The organism is Pseudomonadales bacterium (assembly GCA_024234165.1).
GTDB lineage: Bacteria > Pseudomonadota > Gammaproteobacteria > Pseudomonadales > UBA5518 > UBA5518.
The window spans coordinates 1,071,799-1,095,937 of record JACKOP010000001.1; the positions used below are offsets into that span (position 1 = coordinate 1,071,799).

Annotated in this window: 19 protein-coding genes; 9 read left to right on the top strand and 10 right to left on the bottom strand. The window is 64.6% G+C overall.

Annotation, left to right across the window (positions count from 1 at the left end):
• Nucleotides 1-8: 8 nt before the first annotated feature.
• Nucleotides 9-1,793, top strand: coding sequence for an ABC transporter ATP-binding protein/permease (locus tag H7A12_04640; protein MCP5320099.1), 1,785 nt, complete (start codon nucleotides 9-11; stop codon nucleotides 1,791-1,793).
• Here H7A12_04640 and H7A12_04645 read toward each other — a convergent pair.
• Nucleotides 1,787-2,899, bottom strand: a complete 1,113-nt coding sequence (locus H7A12_04645; GenBank protein ID MCP5320100.1) for a glycoside hydrolase family 5 protein — start codon at nucleotides 2,897-2,899, stop codon at nucleotides 1,787-1,789. The genes H7A12_04640 and H7A12_04645 overlap by 7 nt on opposite strands.
• A 250-nt stretch (nucleotides 2,900-3,149) precedes the next feature.
• On the opposite strand from H7A12_04645, the gene H7A12_04650 reads away from it, so the two are divergent.
• Nucleotides 3,150-3,545 (top strand): hypothetical protein, encoded by a 396-nt coding sequence (locus tag H7A12_04650; GenBank protein ID MCP5320101.1) that lies wholly within the window; start codon nucleotides 3,150-3,152, stop codon nucleotides 3,543-3,545.
• Here H7A12_04650 and H7A12_04655 read toward each other — a convergent pair.
• The 3 genes from H7A12_04655 to H7A12_04665 are packed head-to-tail and all read right to left on the bottom strand — an operon-like array spanning nucleotide 3,499 to nucleotide 8,993.
• On the bottom strand, nucleotides 3,499-5,040 hold the full coding sequence (locus H7A12_04655; GenBank protein MCP5320102.1) for a beta (1-6) glucans synthase: 1,542 nt from the start codon (nucleotides 5,038-5,040) through the stop codon (nucleotides 3,499-3,501). The genes H7A12_04650 and H7A12_04655 overlap by 47 nt on opposite strands.
• Nucleotide 5,041: 1 nt before the next feature.
• A complete protein-coding gene (locus tag H7A12_04660; GenBank protein ID MCP5320103.1) occupies nucleotides 5,042-7,633 on the bottom strand; it encodes a glycosyltransferase in 2,592 nt (863 codons plus the stop codon).
• A gap of 25 nt (nucleotides 7,634-7,658) precedes the next feature.
• Nucleotides 7,659-8,993 carry an aspartate kinase gene (locus H7A12_04665; protein ID MCP5320104.1) on the bottom strand — a complete coding sequence of 445 codons (1,335 nt, stop codon included), beginning with the start codon at nucleotides 8,991-8,993 and terminating at the stop codon, nucleotides 7,659-7,661.
• Nucleotides 8,994-9,271: 278 nt separating this feature from the next.
• Between H7A12_04665 and ahpC the strand changes: the two genes are divergently transcribed.
• Both ahpC and ahpF read left to right on the top strand, forming a co-directional pair.
• On the top strand, nucleotides 9,272-9,838 hold the full coding sequence (gene ahpC / locus H7A12_04670) for an alkyl hydroperoxide reductase subunit C (protein ID MCP5320105.1): 567 nt from the start codon (nucleotides 9,272-9,274) through the stop codon (nucleotides 9,836-9,838).
• A gap of 19 nt (nucleotides 9,839-9,857) precedes the next feature.
• On the top strand, nucleotides 9,858-11,432 hold the full coding sequence (gene ahpF, locus H7A12_04675) for an alkyl hydroperoxide reductase subunit F (GenBank protein MCP5320106.1): 1,575 nt from the start codon (nucleotides 9,858-9,860) through the stop codon (nucleotides 11,430-11,432).
• 193 nt (nucleotides 11,433-11,625) lie between these two features.
• On the opposite strand, the gene H7A12_04680 is transcribed toward ahpF, so the two are convergent.
• Complete coding sequence (locus H7A12_04680; protein ID MCP5320107.1) at nucleotides 11,626-12,432, bottom strand: SDR family oxidoreductase; 807 nt, start codon at nucleotides 12,430-12,432, stop codon at nucleotides 11,626-11,628.
• 160 nt (nucleotides 12,433-12,592) lie between these two features.
• Here H7A12_04680 and H7A12_04685 point away from each other — a divergent pair, with 160 nt between their 5' ends.
• From H7A12_04685 to H7A12_04695, 3 genes are all read left to right on the top strand, one after another.
• Nucleotides 12,593-12,760, top strand: a complete 168-nt coding sequence (locus H7A12_04685) for a hypothetical protein (GenBank protein MCP5320108.1) — start codon at nucleotides 12,593-12,595, stop codon at nucleotides 12,758-12,760.
• A gap of 238 nt (nucleotides 12,761-12,998) precedes the next feature.
• On the top strand, nucleotides 12,999-15,224 hold the full coding sequence (locus H7A12_04690; protein MCP5320109.1) for a TonB-dependent receptor: 2,226 nt from the start codon (nucleotides 12,999-13,001) through the stop codon (nucleotides 15,222-15,224).
• Between the two features lie 146 nt (nucleotides 15,225-15,370).
• A complete protein-coding gene (locus tag H7A12_04695; protein ID MCP5320110.1) occupies nucleotides 15,371-16,168 on the top strand; it encodes an aldose 1-epimerase in 798 nt (265 codons plus the stop codon).
• Here the strand turns inward: H7A12_04695 and selD are convergent.
• From selD to H7A12_04720, 5 genes are all read right to left on the bottom strand, one after another.
• Nucleotides 16,142-17,266 carry a selenide, water dikinase SelD gene (gene selD, locus H7A12_04700; protein MCP5320111.1) on the bottom strand — a complete coding sequence of 375 codons (1,125 nt, stop codon included), beginning with the start codon at nucleotides 17,264-17,266 and terminating at the stop codon, nucleotides 16,142-16,144. The genes H7A12_04695 and selD overlap by 27 nt on opposite strands.
• The gene (locus H7A12_04705; GenBank protein MCP5320112.1) at nucleotides 17,214-18,203 is read right to left on the bottom strand and encodes an AraC family transcriptional regulator; all 990 of its coding nucleotides are present in this window, start codon (nucleotides 18,201-18,203) and stop codon (nucleotides 17,214-17,216) included. Before H7A12_04705 ends, selD begins: the two co-directional genes overlap by 53 nt.
• 129 nt (nucleotides 18,204-18,332) lie before the next feature.
• Complete coding sequence (locus H7A12_04710; GenBank protein MCP5320113.1) at nucleotides 18,333-18,959, bottom strand: DNA-3-methyladenine glycosylase 2 family protein; 627 nt, start codon at nucleotides 18,957-18,959, stop codon at nucleotides 18,333-18,335.
• A 40-nt stretch (nucleotides 18,960-18,999) separates the two neighbouring features.
• Nucleotides 19,000-19,458, bottom strand: coding sequence for a hypothetical protein (locus H7A12_04715; protein ID MCP5320114.1), 459 nt, complete (start codon nucleotides 19,456-19,458; stop codon nucleotides 19,000-19,002).
• Between the two features lie 111 nt (nucleotides 19,459-19,569).
• Entirely contained in the window at nucleotides 19,570-20,742 is a 1,173-nt protein-coding gene (locus H7A12_04720; protein MCP5320115.1) for a PLP-dependent transferase, read from the bottom strand.
• Between the two features lie 251 nt (nucleotides 20,743-20,993).
• Here H7A12_04720 and H7A12_04725 point away from each other — a divergent pair, with 251 nt between their 5' ends.
• Complete coding sequence (locus tag H7A12_04725; GenBank protein MCP5320116.1) at nucleotides 20,994-23,243, top strand: TonB-dependent receptor; 2,250 nt, start codon at nucleotides 20,994-20,996, stop codon at nucleotides 23,241-23,243.
• Nucleotides 23,244-23,450: 207 nt separating this feature from the next.
• The gene (locus tag H7A12_04730) at nucleotides 23,451-24,080 is read left to right on the top strand and encodes a TetR/AcrR family transcriptional regulator (GenBank protein ID MCP5320117.1); all 630 of its coding nucleotides are present in this window, start codon (nucleotides 23,451-23,453) and stop codon (nucleotides 24,078-24,080) included.
• Nucleotides 24,081-24,139 lie beyond the last annotated feature (59 nt).

Sequence of the window (24,139 nt, forward strand, 5' to 3'; positions counted from 1 at the left end):
GAGAGCGTATGGCGCCAGACGGCAATCCCGACACCCGGCCTGCGCACGCTCCGCGCGCTGCGTTCACGCACCGTGCGCTGCGCCTCGCAGGCCCCTACTGGACCTCGCCCGGTGGCTGGCGCGTGCAGGGTGCGACGGCGTCCCTGCTGCTGCTCACGCTGGCGCAGGTGGCGCTGTCGGTGTGGACGAACTACTGGAATCGCGCGCTGTTCGATGCGCTCGAGGCACACTCGATCGCCGGCGTGCTGCAGCAGGTCGCGGTGTTCGCGCTGATCTTCGCGCTGACGCTCGCGGTCACCGCGGCGCACCTGCTGGTCAAGCGCTGGCTGCAGCTCGACTGGCGGCGCTGGCTCACGGAACGCGTGAGCGGTCGCTGGATGGAGCAGGGGCGCCACTACCGCCTGTCGTTCACTCCCGGCGAGCACGACAACCCGGACGGCCGGATCGCCGACGACATCCACATCTTCACCGAGACGACGATCGGACTGGCGCACACGCTGGTGTTTTCGTTGCTGATGCTCGGTTCGTTCATCGACATCCTGTGGTCCCTGTCGGGTTCGCTGCACATTCCGGGTACGGCGCTGCACGTCCCCGGCTATCTGGTGTGGCTGGCGTTCGTGTACGCCGGAACCGGTACGCTGCTCGGCTGGAGCTTCGGGCGCCCGCTGGTGCGCTCGACCAACGCGCTGCAGACCGCCGAAGCAGACTTCCGTTTCGGGCTTGCACGTGTGCGCGAGCACTCCGAGGCGATCGCGCTGCTGCGCGGTGAAACCGTCGAACACGCAAACGCCACGCAGCGCTTCGCCGACATCGCGCAGACCTGGTACCGACAGTCACTGGCGTACGTGGGCATCGTGTCGTTCTCGACCGGTTACGGTGCGCTGCTGCCGGTATTTCCGATCCTGGTCGCCGCACCGCAGTACATCACCGGCGCCATCTCGCTCGGCGTGCTGATGCAGGCGGCGCAGGCGTTCCAGCGTCTCACCTCGGCGCTGTCGTGGCCGGTCGACAACCTCGGCGACATGGCGCGCACACGCGCCTCGATCGATCGCGTGCTGTCGCTGTTCGAAGACATGGAACGGCTCGATGCAGAGGCACTCGTCCCGGACGGCAACCGCATCACGATCGAACGCACGCCCAGGGCGCGACTTGCAATCGAAGGCCTGTGCATCGCCGAAGCCGACGGCCGCATTCTCCTCGAGCGCCTCGATCTGGAGATCCGCCGCGGCGAACGCGTCCTCATCGCCGGGGATCCGATCGTCACCGGCGCGCTGTTCAAGGTTCTTGGTGAACTGTGGTCCTGGGGCAACGGCCGCGTGCTGCTGCCCCAGGTGGAGACGATGCTGTGCGTACCGCAGCGGCCGTTCCTGCCCGAGGGCACCCTGCGCCAGGCACTGTGCTATCCGCAAACGGTCGACGGCTACAGCGACGCGACGATACTGCGCGCGCTCGAGTGCTCCGGAAGCGGCTGGCTCGCACCGCGTCTCGACGACAGCGACAACTGGGAACAGGCGCTGCCGCTGCGCGCACAGCAGCGGCTCGGATTCGCACGCGTTCTGCTACGCCGCCCGGCGTGGATCCTGCTCGAGGAAGCCACCGACGCCTTCGACCCACGCGGCGAGCGCCTGATCCTCGAGATGCTGCGTCACGAACTGCCGAACAGCACGCTGCTGACGATCAGCTTCCACAGCGGACTGGAAGCCCTGCACGACCGCAGGATCGTGCTGAACCGGCTGGCCGAGACACGTTTTCTGTTCAACGGCAGGCGCAACGGCAACGGCGGCTCTCACTGAAAACGCGGCGGCAGCCAGCCGCGCTCCACGCAGTCGCGAAAGCTCCACGCCGGCGTGGTCTCGGTGCGGTAGCTCCAGAAGAACCAGCCACGATAGTGCTCGAAGGCAAGCAACTGTGCGGCCGCATAACCGCGGTATGCCGTGTTCTCCTGGAAGCGGTCCATGCGTTCCAGCGCGTGGTTGTACGGTCCGGGCGCCCACAGCGAGACGACCTTCAGATCGAGCCCGAGGCTCCACTCCCCTGCGATCGCCGGCACACCGAGTTCGTGCTGGATCGCGAGCGCCTCGTCCTTCCACTGCACGCCGGCCTTGTGCAGGTGGCCGTGAATGTCCATGTCGATATCGGCACGGTCGAAACACTGGTAACGGTGCACGTCGAACCATACGTTCTCGAACCCGGTCTCACGGAACAGATCGAGGAATTCGCGGTGCGTGCGGAAACCATCGTGAAACACCACGGCCGCTTCGGCCGGCGCGCAGTGCGCCCGGATCGCGTGGTATGCCCGCCGGTAGTAATCCTCGAGCAGTGCGGTCGGCACGTCCCAGCGTGGTTCGTTCAGCACCTCGATCGCATGCAGGCAGCGCCGCCCGCGGTAACGCGCCGCCAGCCGCGCCAGCACGTCGACCGAATGCGCCAGGTACTCCTCGCGCGTGTGCCATTCACAGACGTCCTTGATGCCGCCGTTGTCGAAACCGTTCTGGCAGCCGGGGGCCGCGTGCAGGTCGAGCATCACGCGCAGCCCGAACTCCTCGGCCCAATCGAGCGCACGGTCGAGCACCTCGATTCCGCCTTCGACGAAGGGATGCGGATTTGCTCCGTACGCGGCGTGCCACGGATACGGTGGCCCGAAGATCCAGTGCCCGAGCGGAATGCGCACGGCGTCGATGCCACACTCGGCCAGCCACGCGAAATCATCGCGCGTGATGAAACTGTCCCAGTGCGCGCGCAGCAACCTGGGCGCGGCAGCGCCAAGCTCCACACACCACGAGGTTTCGTCGGTGGCTTCCAGGCCCGCAAACAGGCTCGGCTTCATCCACTTCTCGAGCACCAGCCAGCCACCCAGATTGACACCGCGCAGACGTCGTCCGCTGATCGCATTGGCCATCACGCTCCCTCCTCTGCCGTACGTCGCAAGTCTATAGATGCTGTCGCAAAAGTCTCCGATCGTCGATGCGAGCAGCGCGGGACGATGCCTTTGCACCGGTGGGACGCCGTAAATGCATCCCTGCAGGCTCGGGTGCCGCATCCCTGCGGCACACGCCCCCCGATGCAAAGGCATCGTCCCGCGCTTCACGGCGTTTTGCGACACCCTCTATACTGCCGCGCCCGAGTCGTATCCGCCCGGACCCGTAGCAATGAGTGATCGAGCACCACCATGGACGAACCGCTGGCGTCGTCGCGGGCTGCTTGTGCTCGCGACGGCGAGCTGGCTCGCGCTGCTCTACGCGCTGCGCTTCGGCTGGGTCGAGATCAGCGCCGAAGCGGACCCCTGCCTGCGCGATCCACAGTCCGCGGCGTGCGGCCTGCGTGCCGGATTCGGCCTGCTGGTGCATCTGCAGATATTCGGCACTGCGGCAATCGTGTTCGCACTCGCCGCCCATCTGCGCCTGGGGCGCTGGCGCTACCCGTGTGCACTGGTTGCACTGTGGCTCGCGCTGCTGGCACTGGTCCTCTACAACGTATCCTGGGGCGCTCCGGCTGCGGTCATTGCGTTGCTGGCGCTTGCTGACCAGGGAGCACTCGGGGAGTGATCGGTGCACCACGCACCGACGGTACTCCACCACGCAGCAGGCCAGCTGCCATCAGCGTCGTGAGCGCGAGCCAGGCAAGCGCCTGCGTGTTGCGCCACGTCTCCTGCCACAACACAAACGGAGCGCAGGCGAGCAACAGCACAGCCAGCGCACGGCAACGCTCGCGCCATACGCCATCGCGCGGTGCGCACAGCCACACCGCCACTGCCGGCGCCACGAACACCGCCAGCGGGAAATGCCGGTAGCGCGCGTCGAAACACAGCCCGAGCATTTCGATTCCCGCCGCTGCCGCTGCAAGACCGATCACCGCGTCGTGCCAGGCAACGCGTGCATGACCCTGCAGGCGCCGGCACGCGACCCAGGTTGCGGTCAACGCCAGCGCGGCAAGCGCAAGAAACCAGGCGCTTTCCGTCGGAGTACGGCTGAACAAACGCATCTGCTGCAGGTGCAGCACGGAGCCGTTGGCTGCAATCAGTGCGAGCAGCGGCGCAGACCACGGGCGGGCGCTGCCGGTGCCGAGCACGAGTCCCAGCCACAACACGGCCGCAATGCCTGCACACACGCGCCACTGCGGCAGATCCGACACCAGGCCACGCAGCACGTGCTTGTCACGCCGCGCGGTATCGAACAGCCCCCAGTAACCGCCGACTGCACCTTCCTGCACGCGCTTCCACGGCTGGTCGAAAGCTTCGATCAGGTTGTAGTGCCAGCCATGCGATTCGGCGTGCTGCACGAAACCACGCACGAAACGCGCCTCGTTCACGCGTCCCGGAACGGCTCCTTCGCGCTGGCGCCCCTGCGAAGGCCACCCGGTCTCGCCGATCAGGACTTCCTTGCCGGCGAACGCCCGTGCCGTCCTTTCGTGCGCCCGGCTCACTGCCTCGATCGCTGCGTCGATGCCGCTGGGATCGTTCTCCCAGTACGGCAGCAGGTGGATCGTCACGAAGTCGACGCCCGTCGCAAGCGACGGGTTCTGCAACCAGAACTCCCAGACGTCACCGTAGCTGACAGGCTGCTGCACGGCAGCGCGCACGCGCGCCAGCATCGCCAGCAACTGCGCGGCGGTACGCTCGCGCCTCAGCAACACCTCGTTGCCGACCAGCACCGCACGCACCACGTCCGGATGGCGGTTCGCCAGCGCGATCACGCCGCTCAACTCGCGCTCCGTCTCGGCATCGTCACGCCCTACCCACGCGCCCGCGATCACCGTCATGCCGTGGGCACGCGCCACTTCAGGCACCAGTTCCAGACCACGCACCGAATAGATGCGCACGCACCCGACCTGTGCGGAAAGCAACGTCAGATCGCGGTCGAGCCGATCGCGATCGGCATGGAAGCTGGCGGGGTTCTCGGCGCCGATGAACGGCGTATAGGAAACACACTGCAGGCGTTGGCCCGGCGCAAGCTCCCCGGGCACGAACTGTTCGTGCCCGAGCAGCCACCAGAACACCGCACCGAGCGCGAGGCCGACCAGCAGCGCAATGCAGCGCCGCATCTCAGGACACCGGTGGCGCCAGCGTCAGCGGGCGTTCGCGCGGCGGCAACACCGCGAGGAAGGACATCACGACGGCAGCGAGATAGCTCAGCGACTGCAGGATCAGCATCGCGACCCAGGCGTAGGCATCCGTGGTATCCATCACGTGCACGAGCAACAGGCCCGCCAGCGCACCCCAGAGCAGAACCAGGATGTAGAGCTCCTCGCGTGCTTCGTCCAGAGCCTGCAGCAGACCGCCGTGACCGCGCAGTTTCGGCGTGCGGAAGAACGGAATCGTGTTCGTCACCAGGCCATACACCACTGCCTTGCCGATCGTATGCGACAGCGCGAGTCCGGCCACCGCTGCACCGACGGAAGTGCCCAGCGACACGTGCAGGTGGCGCAGGTACACGTAGAGGATCTTCGCCACCTTGCCGAAGAACAGCAGCAACGGCGGCAACGCGAAGATGATGTCGGGCGGCAACGCCTGGCGCGGCACCAACAGCATGGCAGCCGTCCATACCAGCGCACCCGTGGTGAAGAACAGGTTGAGCCCATCGGCGCACCACGGCAGCCAGCCGGCGATGAAGTGGTAGCGCTGACCACGCGACAGCTCCGTGTCACGTCCCAGAAACAGCATGCCGGCATGATGCTTCATGATCTGCATCGCCCCGTAGGCCCAACGGAAACGCTGCTTCTTGTAGTCGACGAAACGGTCCGGCATCAGGCCACGGCCGTGCGATTCGAGCACGTAGGCCGCCGAGTGGCCGGCTGCGAACACGCGCAGGCCGAGTTCCGCGTCTTCCGTGATCGTCCACTCGCCCCAGCGCAACTCGTCGAGCACGCTGCGACGGATCATCGTCATCGTGCCGTGCTGGATGATCGCATCACGATCGTTGCGGGTGACCATGCCGATATGGAAGAAGCCCTTGTACTCCGCGTAGCAGAGCCTCTTGAACAGCGATTCGTCGCCGTCCAGGTAATCCTGCGGCGCCTGCACGATCGCGATCTGCGGGTTTGCGAAATGTGGCGTCAGGTACTCCAGCCAGGTCGGCTCGACCAGATAGTCGGCGTCGATCACCGCGATGATCTCCGCATCGGCAGCAGTGCGATCGAGCGCGTAGTTCAGCGCACCGGCCTTGAACCCGGCGAGCGGTCGCACGTGGAAGAAGCGGAACCGCGACCCGAGGCGCTGACAATGTTCCTCGACCGGGCGCCACACCGCCTCGTCGGCCGTGTTGTTGTCGATCACCAGCACTTCGTAGTTCGAGTACTCGAGCCGCGCCAGCGCATCGAGCGTGCGCACCATCATCTCGGGCGGCTCGTTGTAGCACGGCACGTGAACCGAAACCTTCGGCTGCCGCACGCCGGCATCATGCACCGAGCGGAACGAGCGACGGCGCGCCGCCCACACGGTCTCGGCGAGTTCGTGCGCCTCGGTGAACAGCACCGTGAACACGCCGATCGCCGACAGCACGAGCAACGCACCAAGGCTGTACTCGAGCCAGCCCAGATACTGGCGTGAATAGTCGTAGGCCACGAACACGAGGAATGAAGCCACCGCGAAAGCGATCAGCGCGAGGAATGCACGCCCGCGCTGCTTCAGGCCGGAGCCATCGATCAGCAGCAGACCGAACGCCAGCACCGCCATCACGATCGAAACCGCGGCCAGGGTGCGCCATTCCGGAATCGCGACCACCGGGCCGCTGAACGGAAACTTCTGATTGCGATCGACGTCGTAGACGCCCCAGTAGGCGCCGACGTCGCCTTCGTCACCGGTCTTCCATGGCTGATCAAAGGCCTCGATCACGAAGTAGTCATAGCCGGCGCTGTTCAGCTTGTTCAGCAGCGTGCGCAGGTAGATCGCCTGCTCCGCGTACGAGGCTTCGGCCTGTCCCTGGGCACGCCCATGCGAGGGCCAACCGACCTCGGCGAGCACCAATCGTTTCTTCGGGAAGCGTTTGCGCATGTCCTTGGCGCGCGTCAACGTGGCGGCGACCGCCTCGGCGGGCGGCACCTTTTCCCAGTACACCAGCACGTGGGCCGCGATCACGCGCACATGGCTGGCGAGTTCCGGGTACTTCAACCAGATATGCCACGGCTCTGCCGTCGTCACGGTAGCCTTGACACCTTCACGCACCCGTTCGACATAGGCGATCAACTGCTCCGGCGTGACGTCGCCACGATACACCGCCTCGTTGCCGACGATCACCAGGTCGATATTGCGTTCGCGATTGGCGATCTCGATCGCCCGGTTCACCTCGTACTCGTTTGCCTCGAGGTCACGGCTGATCCAGACCCCGAGTGTGATGTTCATGCCGTATTCCTGCGCGATCGCGGGAATCTCGCCCAGCGAATCGCGCACCGAATAGGTACGCAGGCGGTTGGTCTGCCCGGACAGCAGTTCCACGTCGGCGCGGATCTGCTCGGGCTCCGGATAGATTCCCCGGGTCGGATCCTGTCCGTACCGGAACGGCGAGAACGAGTACCCCGACACATGCTCCGGCCAGTCCGGCACCGGAACCGGGCGGTTGAAATACGCCCATCCCCCGGCAAATGCCGCAGCGATGCAAAGCAGGACGGCGAAGTTGGCAATCAGGTTGCGCCGCAGCATGTCAGGCACCCGCTATGGTGGTTCTTCAGTCGACGAATGCTGCGTACAGTGCGCGCACCGCACGCGGATAATCTTCCGGCGCCACGCCGACGATGATGTTGAGCTCCGATGATCCCTGATTGATCAGACGAACGTTCACCTTCGCTTCAGACAGTGCGGTGAAAACCCTGGCCGCGATGCCCACCGTGTGCGCCATGCCTTCACCGACGATCGCGATCAGCGCGATCTGTGCCACGAAATCGATATCGTCGGGTTCGAGCGTGCGGCGGATCTCGTCGATGATCTGCTCGACACGCCCGTCGAGCTGTGCAGCTTCCATGACCACGCTGACGGTGTCGATGCTCGACGGGCAGTGCTCGAACGCGATGCCGTTGCGCTCCAGCACCCCGAGCAGGCGATAGACGAAACCGACCTCGCGATTCATCAGGTGCTTGCCGATCGTGATCATCGCGAAGCTGCTCTTCCCGGCCACACCCGCGATCTGCGTGCTCTTTTCGACTTCCGGCGAGAGGCGTGCGACGATCCGCGTACCGGGATGGGCAGGATCGTTGGTATTGCGGATATTGACCGGGATCGCAACCTCGCGCACCGGCGCCATCGCCTCGTCGTGCAGTACGGACGCGCCCATATAGGACAGTTCGCGGATCTCGGCGTAGGTGACTTCAGCCATCGGTCGCGGGTTGTCGACGATGCGCGGATCGGCCATCAACATGCCGGAGACGTCGGTCCAGTTCTCGTAGAGCTCGGCGCCGGCCGCGCGTGCGGCGATCGCACCGCTGACGTCCGAGCCACCGCGCGAGAAGGTCCGCACGTTCCCTTCGACGTCGCGACCGTAGAAACCGGGCACGACGTAGCGTCGCGCGGGATCGGCCAGGCGCGCACCGAGCAGAGCGTAGGTTTCAGGCAGCGCCGTGCCCTGCGGTCCGATCACGATACAGTCGGCCGGTTCGACGAATTCTGCGCCCAGCCAGGCCGCAAGCAAGCGGGCACAGAAATGTTCGCCGCGCGACGCCGCGTAGTCGGCACTGACACCGCGCTCGAACTGCTCGCGCAATGCCTCGACCTCGGCACCGATGCCGATCGCGAGACCAAGCTCGCGCTCGATCTCCTCGTAACGTTCGACGATCTGGCGGAACGGTGCCGAAAAATCCGCCTTGATACTGGCCGCATGATGGCACAGGTACAGCAGGTCGGTGATCTTGGCGTCCTTCGCGTTGCGTTTGCCGGGCGCCGACGGCACGACGATGCGCCGACGCGGGTCAGCGTCGACGATCGCGCGCACCTTGCTGAACTGCGCGGCGCTCGCCAGGCTGGACCCACCGAACTTGCAGACGATCCGCGAACTGGACCCCTGTGGCATAACCTTACCTGCCTCCCCGACCCGGACTCATCCGACTGCGTATTGCACTGCTGCGCGATGGCTGCGCAGCATAGCATCCGGCCACGTTCGCCGACGGCACCGCGCCACCGGCAGCCAACGTGAATCCGCCACAAACGGCATCTTCGACGGCGGTGGATTTCAATCTATTAATTCAATCGTCCCAATCCTTATATTCAATTTGATTGAAATCATTCCGTCGCTTAGAGTGCCTCCCGTCGCCACCTGCGACAAAGTCAACCAACGGGAGGAATAGAGCCGTGCAATCACTCATCAATACCGAAGTCAAACCGTTCAGCGCAACCGCGTTCCATAACGGTGCGTTCGTACCCGTCACCGACGCCAACCTGCGCGGCAAGTGGTCGGTGGTGTTCTTCTATCCGGCAGACTTCACGTTCGTCTGCCCCACCGAACTCGGTGATCTCGCCGACCACTACCCGGAATTCCAGCGCATCGGCGTCGAAATCTATTCCGTATCGACCGATACGCACTTCACGCACAAGGCCTGGCACGATACCTCGGACACGATCCGCAAGATCCGCTATCCGATGATCGGCGACCCGACCGGCACGATCACCCGCAACTTCGGCGTGATGATCGAGGCCGCCGGTCTGGCCGAACGCGGCACCTTCGTGATCGACCCGAACGGTCATATCCAGATCATCGAGATCAACGCCGGTGGCATCGGTCGCGACGCAACGGAACTGCTGCGCAAGGTCAAGGCAGCGCAATACGTTGCCGCACATCCGGGCGAAGTCTGCCCCGCGAAATGGAAGGAAGGCGACGCCACGCTGGCCCCGTCGCTCGACCTCGTCGGCAAGATCTGAGATCCGGAGGGCAGTCACGATGATCGACGACAACATCCGCCGCCAGTTGCAGGGCTACATGGAGCGACTCGTCGCTCCCGTGGAACTGGTCGCATCTCTCGACGACAGCCCGCACTCGCGCGAGCTCGAACGGTTGCTCGAGCAGGTGGCAGCGACGTCGTCGTCGATCCGCGTGCTGCGCGACGGTAATGACGCACGACGCCCGTCGTTCGCCATCCGCAAGGCCGGCGACGCGGCGCGCATGCGCTTCGCCGGGCTTCCGCTCGGACACGAATTCAGCTCGCTGGTGCTTGCGCTGCTGCAGACGAGCGGTCATCCGCCGAAGATCGATGCAGACACGCTCGAGCAGGTACGCGCACTGCGCGGCGAGTTCCATTTCGAAACCTATGTGTCGCTGTCGTGTCAGACCTGCCCCGACGTGGTGCAGGCGCTGAACGCGATGGCCGCAGTGAACCCGCACATCACGCACACGATGATCGACGGTGCGCTGTTCCAGGACGAGGTTGCCGCCCATGAAATCATGGCGGTGCCCGCGGTGTTCCTGAACGGAAAGCCATTCACGCAAGGGCGCAGCGGCGTTGCCGAAATTCTGGCAAAGCTGGACTCCGGTGCAGCCGAACGCGAGGCAGCACGCATCGCTGCCAAGGAACACTTCGACATGTTGATCGTCGGTGGCGGACCCGCTGGCGCCGCCGCTGCGATCTACGCGGCACGCAAGGGCATTCGCACCGGCGTGATCGCCGAGCGATTCGGCGGGCAGGTGCTCGACACGGCGTCGATCGAGAACTTCATCTCCGTTCCGCACACCGAAGGACCGCAGTTCGCACGCGCGCTCGAGGAGCATGTGCGCCGCTACGAGGCGGACATCATGAACAACCAGCGCGCCGAGGCACTGCTTCCCGGCAGCAACGGGGCGCTGCACCAGATCCGTCTCGCCAGTGGTGTGACGGTCAAGGCACGTTCGGTCGTGCTCGCCACCGGCGCCCGCTGGCGCGAGATGAACGTGCCGGGCGAACGCGAATACCGCGGTCGCGGTGTCGCGTACTGCCCGCACTGCGACGGACCGCTGTTCAAGGGCAAGCGTGTCGCAGTGATCGGCGGCGGCAATTCGGGCGTCGAAGCCGCGATCGACCTCGCAGGTGTCGCGACGCACGTCACGCTGATCGAGTTCCTCGACGAGCTGCGCGCGGACGCCGTGCTGCAGCAACGTCTGCGCAGCCTGCCGAACACCACCGTGATCCTCGGCGCCCAGACCACCGAAGTGAGCGGTGATGGCACCCGCGTCGACGGTATCAGCTACCGCGAGCGTGCCAGCGGCGTCGACCACCATATCGATCTGGAAGGCGTGTTCGTGCAGATCGGGCTGCAACCAAACACCGACTGGCTGCGCGACACGCTCGATCTGGAGCGCAACGGTGAGATCCGGATCGACGCGCGCGGGCAGACGTCGGTAGCGGGCATATTTGCCGCCGGCGACGCAACCACGGTGCCATTCAAGCAGATCGTGATCGCCGTGGGAGAAGGCGCAAAGGCCAGTCTGTCTGCCTTCGATTACCTGATCCGCAATCCGCTGACCGTAGCGGCGGTGGCCTGAACGCATTCACGCCATCGTCGGGTTGAAACCCGACCTACGTGTACACCCGTCGGGTTGAAACCCGACCTACGCATACCTGTCGGGTTGAAACCCGACCTACGTATACCGTCGGGTTGAAACCCGACCTACGTAGGTCGGCATTCATGCCGACGGATCCCCGCTCTCGACCATCCGGATGACGCGCGTGGCGCCTTCACATCCCGGACAGAATGACCGGGATATTCGGTTGTCCGTTGTTCGCGATCAGCCCGCCGTCGACGACGACGGCGGAACCCGTCATGTAGCTCGCCTCGTCCGAGGCCAGAAACAGCGCAACCCGGGCGAGTTCTTCCGGCTGCCCGGGCCTGCCCATCGGGATCGCATCGCACCACGCCTTTGCCAGCGGGTCGATGCCCAGGATGTCGTGCGTCAGCGTGGTCAGGACCAGGCCCGGGCACAATGCATTGCAGCGGATGTTTTCGTGTGCATGATCGAGCGCCAGCGTGCGCGTGTAGTTGATCACCCCGGCCTTGGCCGCGTTGTACGCTGCAAAGCCGTAGTCGGCGCCGATGCCCGAAATCGACGCCGTGTTCACGATGGCGCCGCCGCCGGCACGGCGCAGCGCCGGAATCGCCGCCTTGCAGCCGTAGAACACACCGTTCAGGTCGACGTCGATCACATGCCGCCACTGCTCGATCCCGAGCGTGACCGAATCACCCATGCTGCCGATGCCGGCGTTGTTGCACAGCACATCGAGACGGCCGAATGCACCCTCGGCCTGCGCCACCAGCGTCTCGAGATCGGCCGGAGAGGTCACGTCGGTACGCTGGAACAGCGCGACACGTCGCTCTGCTGCCGCATTCAGTTCGGTCGCCAGCGCCTGTCCCTCGTCTTCCTTCAGATCACCGATCACGACCCGTGCACCTTCCTGCACGAACAACCGCGCCATCGCCGCGCCGATTCCCGCGGCGCCACCCGTGATCACCGCCACCTTGCCGCTCAGTCTGCCTGCGTCGCTCACCTTGTGGTCTCCTCGCCTGTTCCCGGCCCATCGACATCAGGTGCGCCCGCAACCTGCTTCCGGCGCAGTGTAGCGCCGGTGGCGACACGCGCGGGTTACGCACGATCCACCTTCGACGACGCGTCGGGCGTATCATGACGTGTCACAGGAGGATCTGGCGATGAGCGATCCACGGCAACCGATGGACACGACGCCGTCGGTCACAAACCCTTCCCCCGCCACGCCGATTGCCGATGTGGAGACGGAGGAGGCCGCACCGGAACCGGATGATTGCGCCTCCCCACCCTGCGCGCTGCACGAGGTCGATCCGGATTACCGCGGCTTCTGAGCCCCATGTAACGGGTGCAGCCCGGCGCAGTGCACCCTTCACTCACCTTGCGCCCATGCCTCGCCCCGGGGCAGGAGCGCCCGTGACCGTGTGAATTTTGCTGACGCAAATCGGTACAATTCCGCGGGATTGCGGGAGCCATATCGCCGCGCTCAAGTAGACTTACCAACGAGATACCTGAAGAAGAGCGGGACAACCGCCGCGTGCATATTGAACCGACTACAACCCAGGAGACTTCATGAAGACTACCCGACAGCCCAACTTGCAGAAGACCGGTATTGCCGCATTGATCGGTGCAGCACTCGCCGCATCGGTCCCGGGCCTGGCCTTGGCCCAGGACAAGACAGCGATCGAGGAAGTGATCGTCACGGCACAGAAGCGCGAGGAACGACTGCAGGACGTGCCGATCGCGATCAGCGCCATCACGAAGGCGCAGATCGAGGAGCGCGGGATCGACGACATTCTCGACCTGAAGGCGCTGGCGCCGAACCTGATGATCAGCAAGTACCCGAACAGCAACGTGGTCTCGCAGGTGGCGATCCGCGGTGGCGTGACCGTGAACGCCGCGATGTACTGGGAGCCGAGCACCGGGATGTATCTCGACGGCGTATACCTCGGCAAGTCCGTGGGATCGGTGTTCGACGTCGTCGACCTGGAGCGTATCGAGGTGCTGCGCGGGCCGCAGGGCACGCTTTACGGTCGCAACACCATGGCCGGCGCGGTCAACCTGATCACGAAGAAGCCGAGCGGCGAGTTCGGTGGTTCGGTGAAGCTGGAACTCGGCAACTACGGGTACCACACCGAACGCGTATCGATCGATCTGCCGAAGATGGGCATCGTGCGCGCTTCGTTTGCGGTGCGCTCGGAAAAGCGCGATGGCCTGGTGAAGCTGTCGCACTCGAGCCCCGGCAGCGAACTCGACAGCCGCGACAAGCTCGGCGCGCGCCTCGCACTCGGGTTCGACATCGCCGACAACTTCACGGCGGAATACAGCTACGACTACACCGATGTAGACCAGACGCCGCCGCATAGTCAGCTCTACTACGTCGGCCCGAGCGCCGTCCCCGCTCTGTCCCAGGCAGCGCAGTTTGCAGCAACCAAACGCCGTGGAAAGGTCGCCACGAACTGGCCCGGCTACGAAACGCTCGAACTCAAGGGGCATGCGCTGACGCTGACCTGGCAGATCGACGAGCACAACACGCTGAAATCGATCAGCGCCTACCGCGACCTGAAGAACGATGACTCGGTCGATCTCGACGGCACGCGGTTGACGATCGCAACGGCGAACCGCTACTCCGACTACGACCAGAAATCGCAGGAGCTGCAACTGGTCGGTGATGTAGCAAACCTGAACTACGTGGTCGGCCTGTACTACTACAAGGACGACGGCTTCACCATCAACCCGCACGTGTTCTTCTTCGGCACCGACAGCTCCCAATACGGTTTCGGCGCCGAGGCCAAGGCCGCCTACACGCAACTCGACTGGCACGCCACCGAGCAGCTCACGCTGAGCGCAGGCCTGCGCCACACGAAAGAGGACAAGGACGGCTGGCGCTACAAGGAGGCGTCCATCCCCAGCCAACGCATTCCGTTCGGGAAGGCCAGCAAGTCCTTCTCCGACACCACGCCGATGCTGAGCGCCGCCTACGCATTCAGCGACGACCTGAACGTCTACCTGAAGTACTCCGAAGGCTTCAAGAGCGGCGGCTTCCAGGGCGAGGCGGCCAGCCTGGACGAGGCGCTGAATCACCCCTACAAGCCGGAACAGCAGAAGACCTGGGAACTCGGTGCCAAGTCGACCCTGCTCGACGGCACGCTGCAGTTGAACGCCGCGCTCTTCCAGAACACCATTGAAGACATGCACGTCACGCAGTTCTCCGGACTGCCCGGCATCTCGTACGTGCGCAACGCAGGCGAAGCGACGACCAAGGGCTTCGAGCTCGAGGCCACCTGGGTGCCGATCGAACAGTTGCGCCTGCAGTTCAGCTACGGCTACCTCGACGCCGAGTGGGACAAGTTCATGGAAGCACCGCGAGCCGGGCTGCCGATCAGCAACGTCGCCTCGAACCGCTCGTTCCCGCACGCCCCGGAGAACACGTTGAACCTCTCGGCCGATGCGCTGCTCGGCACGACCGAGTGGGGTGAAATCCGTGCGTTCATCGACTACAGCTACACGGAGGCCTTCTACGGCTACGCGTACCAGAAGCAGCAGATCGACCCGGCTCGAACCATTGCGAAGTACTCGCGCATCGACAACTACGGCCTGCTGAATGCACGCGTGTCGCTGTCGGAACTCACTCTGGGCGATGGTACGGGTGAGTTTTCGCTGTGGGTTCGCAACGCAACCGACGAGCGCCAGCCGACGAACTACATCGACTTCGGGCCTGGCTTCTTTGCGGGGTATCGCCTTGCGTACTACCAGGAACCACGCACCTTCGGAGCAGCGTTCAGCTTCAACTGGTAAACACCGGCCCACGGGCTTCGTGTTGCTCTGACCGGAGCCTGCAGCGGAATGCCATATTCCGTTGCAGGCTCCGGTTTTTCATTGCCTCCGGGAATCAATCTGCCGAGGTGCGCTCCTGCACCTGAGCGGCCGATTACACTGCATCCATGGACCTGCTGCTGGAAAACACCCGTTGCCGCGTACGCGTGGCGGCTGCGCACGGCGGGCGCATCGCGTCGTTGAATGTTCTGGGCGAGGAACTGCTGGTCGGCGCCAACGCCGACCCGCTGGCGTGGGGCAGCTATCCGCTGGCACCCTGGGCCGGACGATTGCGCGACGGCCGTTTCCATTTCGACGGGCGCGAGTACCGCATCGTGCAGGCCGGCGTCTCGCACCCGATGCACGGCACCGTGCTGTCGCGCGCGTGGGAGCGCATCGCAACGGACACGCTGCGCTGCGAGTTCGGACCGGACTGGCCTCTCGGCGGTTTTGCACTGCAGCGCTTCACGCTCGACGACGATTCGCTGAGCGCTCGTCTCGAACTGCACGCCGAGCACGCGAGCTATCCAGCCAGCGCGGGGTTTCACCCCTGGTTTCGCCGCCGGCTCACGCGCGGCGGGCTGCTGCGCCTGCACTGCGACGCAGCGATGCGTGCGGTGCTCGACGGCGACGGGCTGCCGACCGGTACGCTATTGCCGGCAACCAGGCGCGATGGTGACGAATGCCTCACCGCGCTGCGCCAGGATCCCTGCCTGCACTGGCCGGGGGCGCTGCGGCTCGCGATCGGCTCCAGCCATCCCTGGTGGGTGGTCTACGAAAAGCCCCAACATGCACTCTGCGTGGAACCGTGGACCGCACCGCCCGATGCGCTGAACTCACAGCCAGCCATCGTGCACCCCGGTGCACCGCTGGTACTGGAAATGCGGCTGTGCTGGCGCTCAGACGACGCTGACGAGCGCGCCTGAGCCGGCTTGCAGCACCTGCCCGATCCGTGCTGCCTGCAGAAAGCCCGCCTCGTTCAACAACACCTCGATTTCTCTGGCTGCATCGGCAGCACAACTGATCAACAGACCGCCGCTGGTCTGCGGATCACACAGCAACGCACGTCGCGTATCGCTGCAACCGGCATGCAGTGCCACCTCGGCGCCGTAGCTCTGCCAGTTGCGCGCGGATGCCCCGGTCACGAAGCCGCGCTCCGCCAGTTCGGGCACTCCGGCAATGAACGGCAGCGCCGCGTCTTCGATGCGGACGCGACAACCCGAACCGCGCGCCATCTCGAGCGCGTGCCCCAGCAAGCCGAAACCGGTGACGTCGGTCATTGCGTGCACCGCATCGAGACGCGCCAGAGCCGCCCCGATACGGTTCAGTTGCGTGGTGCAGGCGATCAGCGCGGCGTAGCCATCCGCGTCGAGCGCTCCCTTCTTCAGCGCGGCCGACAACACGCCGGTACCGAGCGGCTTTGCCAGCAGCAGTACATCGCCCGGGCGTGCGGTGTCGTTGCGCAGCAGGCGGGCAGGATGCACGACTCCGATCCCCACCAGCCCGTAGATCGGTTCCGGCGAGTCGATCGAGTGTCCACCGGCAACCGGAATTCCCGCATCGCGGCATACCGCTTCTCCACCGCGCAGGATCGCCCGGATCACCGCCGGTGGCAGCTTGTCGACCGGCATGCCGACGATCGCCAGCGCAAACAGCGGCGTGCCTCCCATCGCGTAGATGTCCGACAAGGCATTGGTCGCTGCGATGCGTCCGAAATCGAACGGATCATCGACGATCGGCATGAAGAAATCGGTGGTCGCAACGATCGCCTGCTCGTCGTTCAGGCGCCATACGGCCGCATCGTCGCTGCTCTCGTTGCCGACCAGCAGATCCGCCGGCACCAGCGAATTCAGCGCCGATTCACCGAGAATCTCGCGAAGCAGCGCCGGTGCAATCTTGCAGCCACAACCCCCGCCGTGCGCGTAACGGGTGAGTGCGACCGGTTCGTGTTCGCCAGCCACGGGGTTTTCCTCAGCTCGCGGGGTGATGGACCACGATCCGCTCGACGAGGACTCTCGATTCACGGAACTCGCTGAGCTTGTGGCCCGTCCATGCCTTGAAGGCACGCCGGAAGTTCGACACGCTGCCGTAGCCGAGGATGAAACCGATCTCCTTCGGCGTCAGGCCGGTATGCTGCAGGTACTGCACCGCAAGCTCGCAACGCGTGTCGTCAAGTATCTGCTGGTACGTGAGCCCTTCTGCCGCAAGCCGGCGCCGCAACGTGCGCGAACCGAGGTTGAAGCGTGCTGCCATATCATCGAGCGACGGAAAACAGCCCGGATTCTTGACCAGATAGTCACGGATGCGGCGCGACAGCAGATCGGTATCCTCTTTCTGCGAGACCAGCAACTGGCACTGTCGCTCGCAGAGCTTGAACACCTCGACGTTTGCCAGGCTGATCGGATCCTGCAGCCGTGCGGCGTCGAAATACACCACGTTCTGCGGCTGATCGAAGTGCATCGGACACGCGAAGCGGCGCCGGTAGGCCGACAGATCCGGCGGCTCCGGATACGCCAGCCGCAGTTCGAGCACCGGAAATTCGCGGTTGGTCAGGCTCGACGACAGCTCCATCGTGCGACTGACGAACTCCTCCACGGCGAAGCGAAACAGATCGCCCAGCATGTACGCATCGCGCATCTCGAACAGCCAGCGCCCATCACGTACCTGGCCGAGCGCACTGACGATCAGCTCGTTCAGCGAACCGTACCTGTCGAACACTTCACTCGACTGCGCCAGATTTGCAGCGCTCAGCGCCGCGTAGCCGAGGATGCCGAGGTTGCTGATCTTGAACTCCTCACCCAGCGCGATGCCGAGGTACGGATCGTCGGTGAGTTCGAGCATGTTGCGGATCACCCGCCGGAACTGGCCAGTGAGAATGCGCCGGTTGCTTTCCTGCAACTGCGTGGCGTCGAGGCCCGTGCCGTACAGCACCTCGTCGGCGCTGAATCCGCGAGCGGCCATTCGGCTCAGGTAGAATCTGAGGCGATTCGGGGTCTGCAAATGTCCAGGCATCGGTTCGATAAGGACACGCCACGGCGTAAAGACGGGGTGAACCTTAGCGCGTCAGCCTTTCGTTTGTCCAGATAAGAATCAATACTGGACCACCATCGGGTCCAGGCTGCGCCACAGATACCAGGTCGCCACCGTTCGCCAGGGCGCATGACGTGTGCCGTGCTCGCGCAGCATCTGCGCGCTCGGACGCTCGCCGCCCCGATAGAACATCCCTACCGCACGCTGCAGGCCGATGTCATCGACCGGCCAGACGTCGGGGCGACGCAGTCCGAAGATCAGGAACATTTCCGCAGTCCAGCGTCCGATCCCGCGCACCGCGATCAGCTCTGCGATCACGGCCTCGTCGTCCATGCTCTGCCAGCCCAGCGGATCGATGCGCCCGTCGTCGAAATGGCACGCGAGATCACGCAGATACTCGACCTTGCGTTGCGACAGCCCGCAGCCGTCGAGGTCGCCCGCGTCGAGCCTGGCGACCACATCAGGGCTGACGCTGGCACAGCGCGCGGCAAAACGCTCCCAGATGCTGTCGGCGGCCTTCACCGAAATCTGCTGTCCGACGATCGCGCGCGCCAACGTCTGGAACGGATCACCACGATCCGCCAGTACAGCATCCGGATAGCGTGCGATGAGACTCGCCAGAACCGGATCCTGCGCCGACAAATCGGCGCAGGCCCGCTTCCAGTAATGCGGTTGCCGTGTATTCACGCCGCGTGCTGCCGCGCCACCACGCCATCCCGCGGGTGCTTCAGTTCTGCACTTGCCAGTTGCCGTCGGCCGTACGGCAAGCCGTACCGTAGACCTTCTCGTTCTGCCCGCCGATCACCGCATCGACCGTGTATTCGCGACACGGCATGGAATCGCTGGCGTAGGTTCGCGTTGGAACTACCGTGTACCGGGTATTGCTGTCGGGGTTGCGCCATGTCGATGGCACGCCCGTGCGTACGGTTTCGAGCGTCTCGGCCGTATGGCGCCGGTCGACCTCGTCCATCGTGATTCCGACCCGGCTGCCAACGTGCGAACCCAGCAGCGTCCCGGCGATGATTGCGGCAGTGCGACCATGCCCCCCGCCAACTCGCGAACCCAGCGCACCACCCAGCAGTCCTCCGACCACCATGCCGGCAGCCTCGTTCTGACCCTGGTAGGGGGTGCAGCCAGCGAGCGCGAGCACGGCAGCGCCCAGCAAGGTAACGATATTGCGTACGATCATGCGATAGTCTCCCTGGATTCCGAACTGTCAAATGCCCATCCGCAGGCACGCCCTTATCAACGCGCAACCGGTATCACGGTTGACACCGCGCGCACGCAGGCCTGCGGCTCAGCCGAGCGCCTGGCGCAGATCCGCGATCAGGTCGGCCGGATCTTCCAGCCCCACCGACAGGCGCAACATGGCATCGCTGATGCCGCGCCGCGCCCGTTCCTCGGCACTCAGACCATGGTGCGTAGTCGTACACGGCTGCGTGACCAGACTTTCGACACCACCCAGGCTGGGCGCCAGCGCGAACACGCGCAGGCGGTCCGCAACCCGCGACGCTGTGGTGCCGTCACCCGCCACCTCGATCGTCAGCATGCCGCCGAAGCCGTACATCTGCCGCTTCGCGAGCTCGTGACCCGCACAGCCCGGCAATCCCGGGTAGAGCACGCGGGCCACCCGCGGATGACTTGCCATCGCCTCGGCGATCGCCTGCGCAGAAGCGTTCTGCTGGCGTACCCGAACGACCAGCGTGCGCAGGCTGCGCATCAGCAGGTCCGCGGTTCCCGGCGCCGGCATCGAACCGAGGTTCTTGCGCCAGTCCCACACCGGCAGCAGCAACTCGCTCGAGCCCATCAGCGCACCCGCCGTGAGATCGCTGTGACCGCCGAGGTATTTGGTCGCACTGTGCACGACGAAGTCGGCTCCGAGTTCGAGCGGACGCTGGTTGACCGGCGACGCAAAGGTGTTGTCGACCGCGAGGCGGGCGCCGTGCGCGTGCGCACGTGCCGCGATTTCACCGATATCGAACAGCTCGAGCACCGGGTTGGTCGGCGTCTCGAGGAATACCATTCGTGCGCCACCCGCCAGCAGGGCATCGAGCCGCCCGATCTCGCTGCCGAGAATCAGGTGCGTACTGATCCCCAGCAACGGCAGTTGCCGCGACAGCAGCTCCATGGTTCCACCGTAGGCATCTCCCACACACACGATGCCCTCGCGCCCGTGGGCAAGAAACAGTGCTGCTTCCGCCGCCATGCCGGAACTGAACGCCCACGCCGCCTCGGCACCTTCGAGGCCGGCCAGCGTCTGTTCGAGCGCCTGGATGCTCGGGTTCATCCCGTAGCGCGTATACAGGCTGCCTGGCTTGCGACCATCGATCACATCGAGCAGATCTGCCGTGCTCGGGAAAGCGAAGGTCGTGGTGTTATAGACCGGCAGCAGCGCGCTGCCGTGGGCGTCGTCGAACGCATGCCCATGCACACAACGGGTGGACAGACCGGCATGGGGGGGTATCGACATCGCAACCTCCTCGGCGCTTCCAACACCGGCGTTGCAGGATGCAACGGCCGTCTTTCACGGGGCCAGCATTCTGGACCCGGCACGCGAGCCTGTGCAAACGCCGGCGACAACCCATCCTGTGGCACAGTTCGCAGCAACATGGATCGTATGAACATTTTCACAGCAATCAGCAGCCCGTTGCGAACACAATGCGCGCGCCGGCAAGGATGCCGCGAGGAGACAATCTCACCGCAACAAGGGGAATACGGGAAATGCACAAGCAACTCGAACGATACGGCGCCCTGGCGCTGTCACTGGCGATTTCGCAACTGCTCGCCTCGCCTGCCGTGCTGGCGCAGGAGCGTCACGGCGGCGGAATCGAGGAAATGGTGGTTACCGCGCAGAAGCGCGAGCAAAGCCTGCAGGACGTGCCGATTGCGATCAGCGCATTCGGTGCCGACCAGATCGAGTCGCGTGGGCTCACCAATATCGAAAGCCTGCACGGACTCGCACCGAACATCCAGGTCAGCAAGGCACCCGGAAGCGCCACCGCCTCGCAGATCGCGATCCGCGGCAGCGCGCAGCAGAACCCGGCTCTTTACTGGGACCAGCCCGTAGGCATCTACGTCGATGGGGTATATATCGGCAAATCACTGGGATCGGTCTTCGACGTGGTCGACGTCGAGCGCATCGAAGTGCTGCGTGGACCTCAAGGCACGCTGTACGGCCGCAACACGCTCGCGGGCGCCCTGTCCTTCGTCACGCGCAAACCGAGCGGCGAGTTCGGCGGCTCGGCGACGATCAGCCTCGGCAACTACGGTGCACACACCACGAAGGTTGCGATGGACCTGCCGCGCGTGGGTATCGCCAGCGTATCGTTCGGCCTGCAGTCGGCGCAGCGCGACGGCTGGGTGAAGGTAGTCAACGGACCTACGCGCGAAGCCGCGTCGAAGGACGACTTTGCCGGTCGTCTGGCAGTGAACCTGGCGTTTACCGACAACTTCGAGGCCGACTACCGTTTCGATACCACCGATATCGACCAGAAGCCGCCGCTGAACCAGCTCTATCGCAGCGATCTCGGCATTCCGGGCATGACGCCGACGAAACACCGGCTGAAAAGAGCAGCGCTGGACCTGGACACCTACGAAAAATCGGATGTCGACGGCCACTCGCTGACGCTGACCTGGGACATCAACGATCGCCATACGCTGAAGTCGATCAGCGCCTACCGCAAGATGAACTGGGATGACGCGATCGACCTCGACGGCAGCATCGTTGCGGTCGCCCACACGGCGCGTGATGCAGAGTACGACCAGAAATCGCAGGAGCTGCAACTCGTCGGCAGCGGCGATCGCTTCAACTACGTCGCCGGCCTCTACTACTTCAAGGACGATGGGTCGGTACTGAACCCGCAGACCTTCTTCTTCGGCACCTTCAACTTCGATTCGCGCTACGCGTTCACTGCCAAATCGGTGGCGGTATACGGTCAGTTCGAATACGAACTCACCGACGCGCTCACGCTTACGCTGGGACTGCGCCGCACCGAAGAAGACAAGACGGGCACTCGCGTGCTCGGCGTGAACTTCGCGCAAGGCTCGCCCTTCATCCCGTTGATCCCGGAGGGAACCAGGGGTTCCGACAGCTTCGCTGCGACCACGCCCCTGATCAGCCTCGGCTACGATCTGAACGACGACCACAGCGTCTATGGGAAGTATTCCGAGGGCTTCAAGAGCGGTGGCTACAACGGCGAATTCAGCGGAGAGCTCGACTTCACGCCCGAAGGCATGGCTTCGCGCATCCATGAGGTGACGACGCCGTACAAGCCCGAGAAGCTGAAATCGTACGAGATCGGTTACAAGGGGATGTTCCTCGACGGGCGTGCGCAACTGAACGTGGCTGCGTTCTTCAACAAGAATGAAGACATGCAACTGTCGATCTTTACCGCGCAAGGCGCGTCGGGCTCCGTGGTGCGCAACGCCGGCGAAGCAGAAACCAAGGGCCTGGAGATCGAGGGCGTATTCGTTCCCTTCGACGGCTTGCGCCTGCAGGCGAGCTACGGCTACCTGGACTCCGAATACAAGAAGTTCATGGACGGTGGTATCGACCAGGCCAACAACCGCGCGATGATCCATGCGCCGAAGGACTCGTTCAACCTCCTCGTCGATGCACGGCTTGCCGAGACCGACCATGGATCATTGCGTGCCATCGCGGACTTCACGTACCAGTCCTCATGGTATTCGTACGCGTACCAGCTCGCGGCGAGTGGCCCTGCGTACGACCCGTCGAAACCGATCGCCCGCAACTCCAAGGTGGGCTCGGTGGGGCTGCTGAACCTGCGCCTCGCGCTGACGGAAATGCCGCTCGGTTCGGGTCATGGCGAAGCGGCACTGTGGGTACGCAACGCGACCGACGAGAAGCACGTGTCGAACTTCATCGACTTCGGCCCGGGCTTCGGCAACTTGACCACCTCGTACTGGGACGACCCCCGCATGTACGGCGCGAGCTTCACCTACCGCTGGTGAGTCAGCACGCCACGGTCGGCTCCTGCCCGGCCGTGGCGTTCTTCAGAGAGTGTCGCAACACATGACGAGGCGTTGTCACACGCCGCTCAGGTCAATGCTCGAAGGGCTTTCGCGACCGCCTCTCCAGTCGCAACCAAAGGCAGCCAGCACAGCCGTGCAGGGCGTGGGATATACTCTGCCGCCACGCCGAGCACGGAACACCGCGCGATGAAACCCACCGCCGAACGCGCCCTCGATGCTGCCGAGGAACTGTTCGCCGAACGCGGCTACCACGCGACCACGCTGGGCGATGTCGCCGATCGCATCGGCATCCGCGCACCCAGCCTGTACAACCATTTCCGCAACAAGGAAGCGCTGTATCGTGCCGTACTGAACCGGCTGATCGAGCGCTTCAATGCACCACTCGCAGAACTGCGCGAAGGCACCCTGACGCGTGAACGCATCCGTGACTGGCAGGCCCGCGTGGTACGCATGCATATCCGCAACCCGCACCTGGCGCGCATCATCCAGCACGAAGCACTGAGCGGCGGGCCAGGCAGCGCGACGATTGCCAAGCAGTTGATCGAACCGATGATCGGCGGAACCGTCGCTGCACTGGAAGCCCTCGCCAGCGTGGACGACGAGGTGCGCCACCTGCTGTTATGGACCGTGATCGCCTTCAACAACATCGTGATGTCGTACGTCACGATGGCACCGATCTATCGTGGCGTGCTCGACATCGAACCACTCGGCGAGCAGGCGACGGAACGCCAGGTCGAGATCGTGCTCCGCATCACCGATGCGTTCTGGCTGAGCGACCTCGGTGGCCGCCGTCGCAGGCGTACCACGAAGCCGTGAATCCGCTGCCCCGATGCAGCGATTCCCCAAAGCGGGGAAACGACAGCCCACACGTGCAC

Bases quoted from the DNA above. Each gene is read 5' to 3' on its own strand.
- H7A12_04640 (MCP5320099.1), top strand. From the start codon at position 9: ATGGCGCCAGACGGCAATCCCGACACCCGGCCTGCGCACGCTCCGCGC.
- H7A12_04645 (MCP5320100.1), bottom strand. From the start codon at position 2,899: ATGGCCAATGCGATCAGCGGACGACGTCTGCGCGGTGTCAATCTGGGT.
- H7A12_04650 (MCP5320101.1), top strand. From the start codon at position 3,150: ATGAGTGATCGAGCACCACCATGGACGAACCGCTGGCGTCGTCGCGGG.
- H7A12_04655 (MCP5320102.1), bottom strand. From the start codon at position 5,040: ATGCGGCGCTGCATTGCGCTGCTGGTCGGCCTCGCGCTCGGTGCGGTG.
- H7A12_04660 (MCP5320103.1), bottom strand. From the start codon at position 7,633: ATGCTGCGGCGCAACCTGATTGCCAACTTCGCCGTCCTGCTTTGCATC.
- H7A12_04665 (MCP5320104.1), bottom strand. From the start codon at position 8,993: ATGCCACAGGGGTCCAGTTCGCGGATCGTCTGCAAGTTCGGTGGGTCC.
- ahpF (MCP5320106.1), top strand. From the start codon at position 9,858: ATGATCGACGACAACATCCGCCGCCAGTTGCAGGGCTACATGGAGCGA.
- H7A12_04685 (MCP5320108.1), top strand. From the start codon at position 12,593: ATGAGCGATCCACGGCAACCGATGGACACGACGCCGTCGGTCACAAAC.
- H7A12_04690 (MCP5320109.1), top strand. From the start codon at position 12,999: ATGAAGACTACCCGACAGCCCAACTTGCAGAAGACCGGTATTGCCGCA.
- H7A12_04695 (MCP5320110.1), top strand. From the start codon at position 15,371: ATGGACCTGCTGCTGGAAAACACCCGTTGCCGCGTACGCGTGGCGGCT.
- H7A12_04705 (MCP5320112.1), bottom strand. From the start codon at position 18,203: ATGGCCGCTCGCGGATTCAGCGCCGACGAGGTGCTGTACGGCACGGGC.
- H7A12_04720 (MCP5320115.1), bottom strand. From the start codon at position 20,742: ATGTCGATACCCCCCCATGCCGGTCTGTCCACCCGTTGTGTGCATGGG.
- H7A12_04725 (MCP5320116.1), top strand. From the start codon at position 20,994: ATGCACAAGCAACTCGAACGATACGGCGCCCTGGCGCTGTCACTGGCG.
- H7A12_04730 (MCP5320117.1), top strand. From the start codon at position 23,451: ATGAAACCCACCGCCGAACGCGCCCTCGATGCTGCCGAGGAACTGTTC.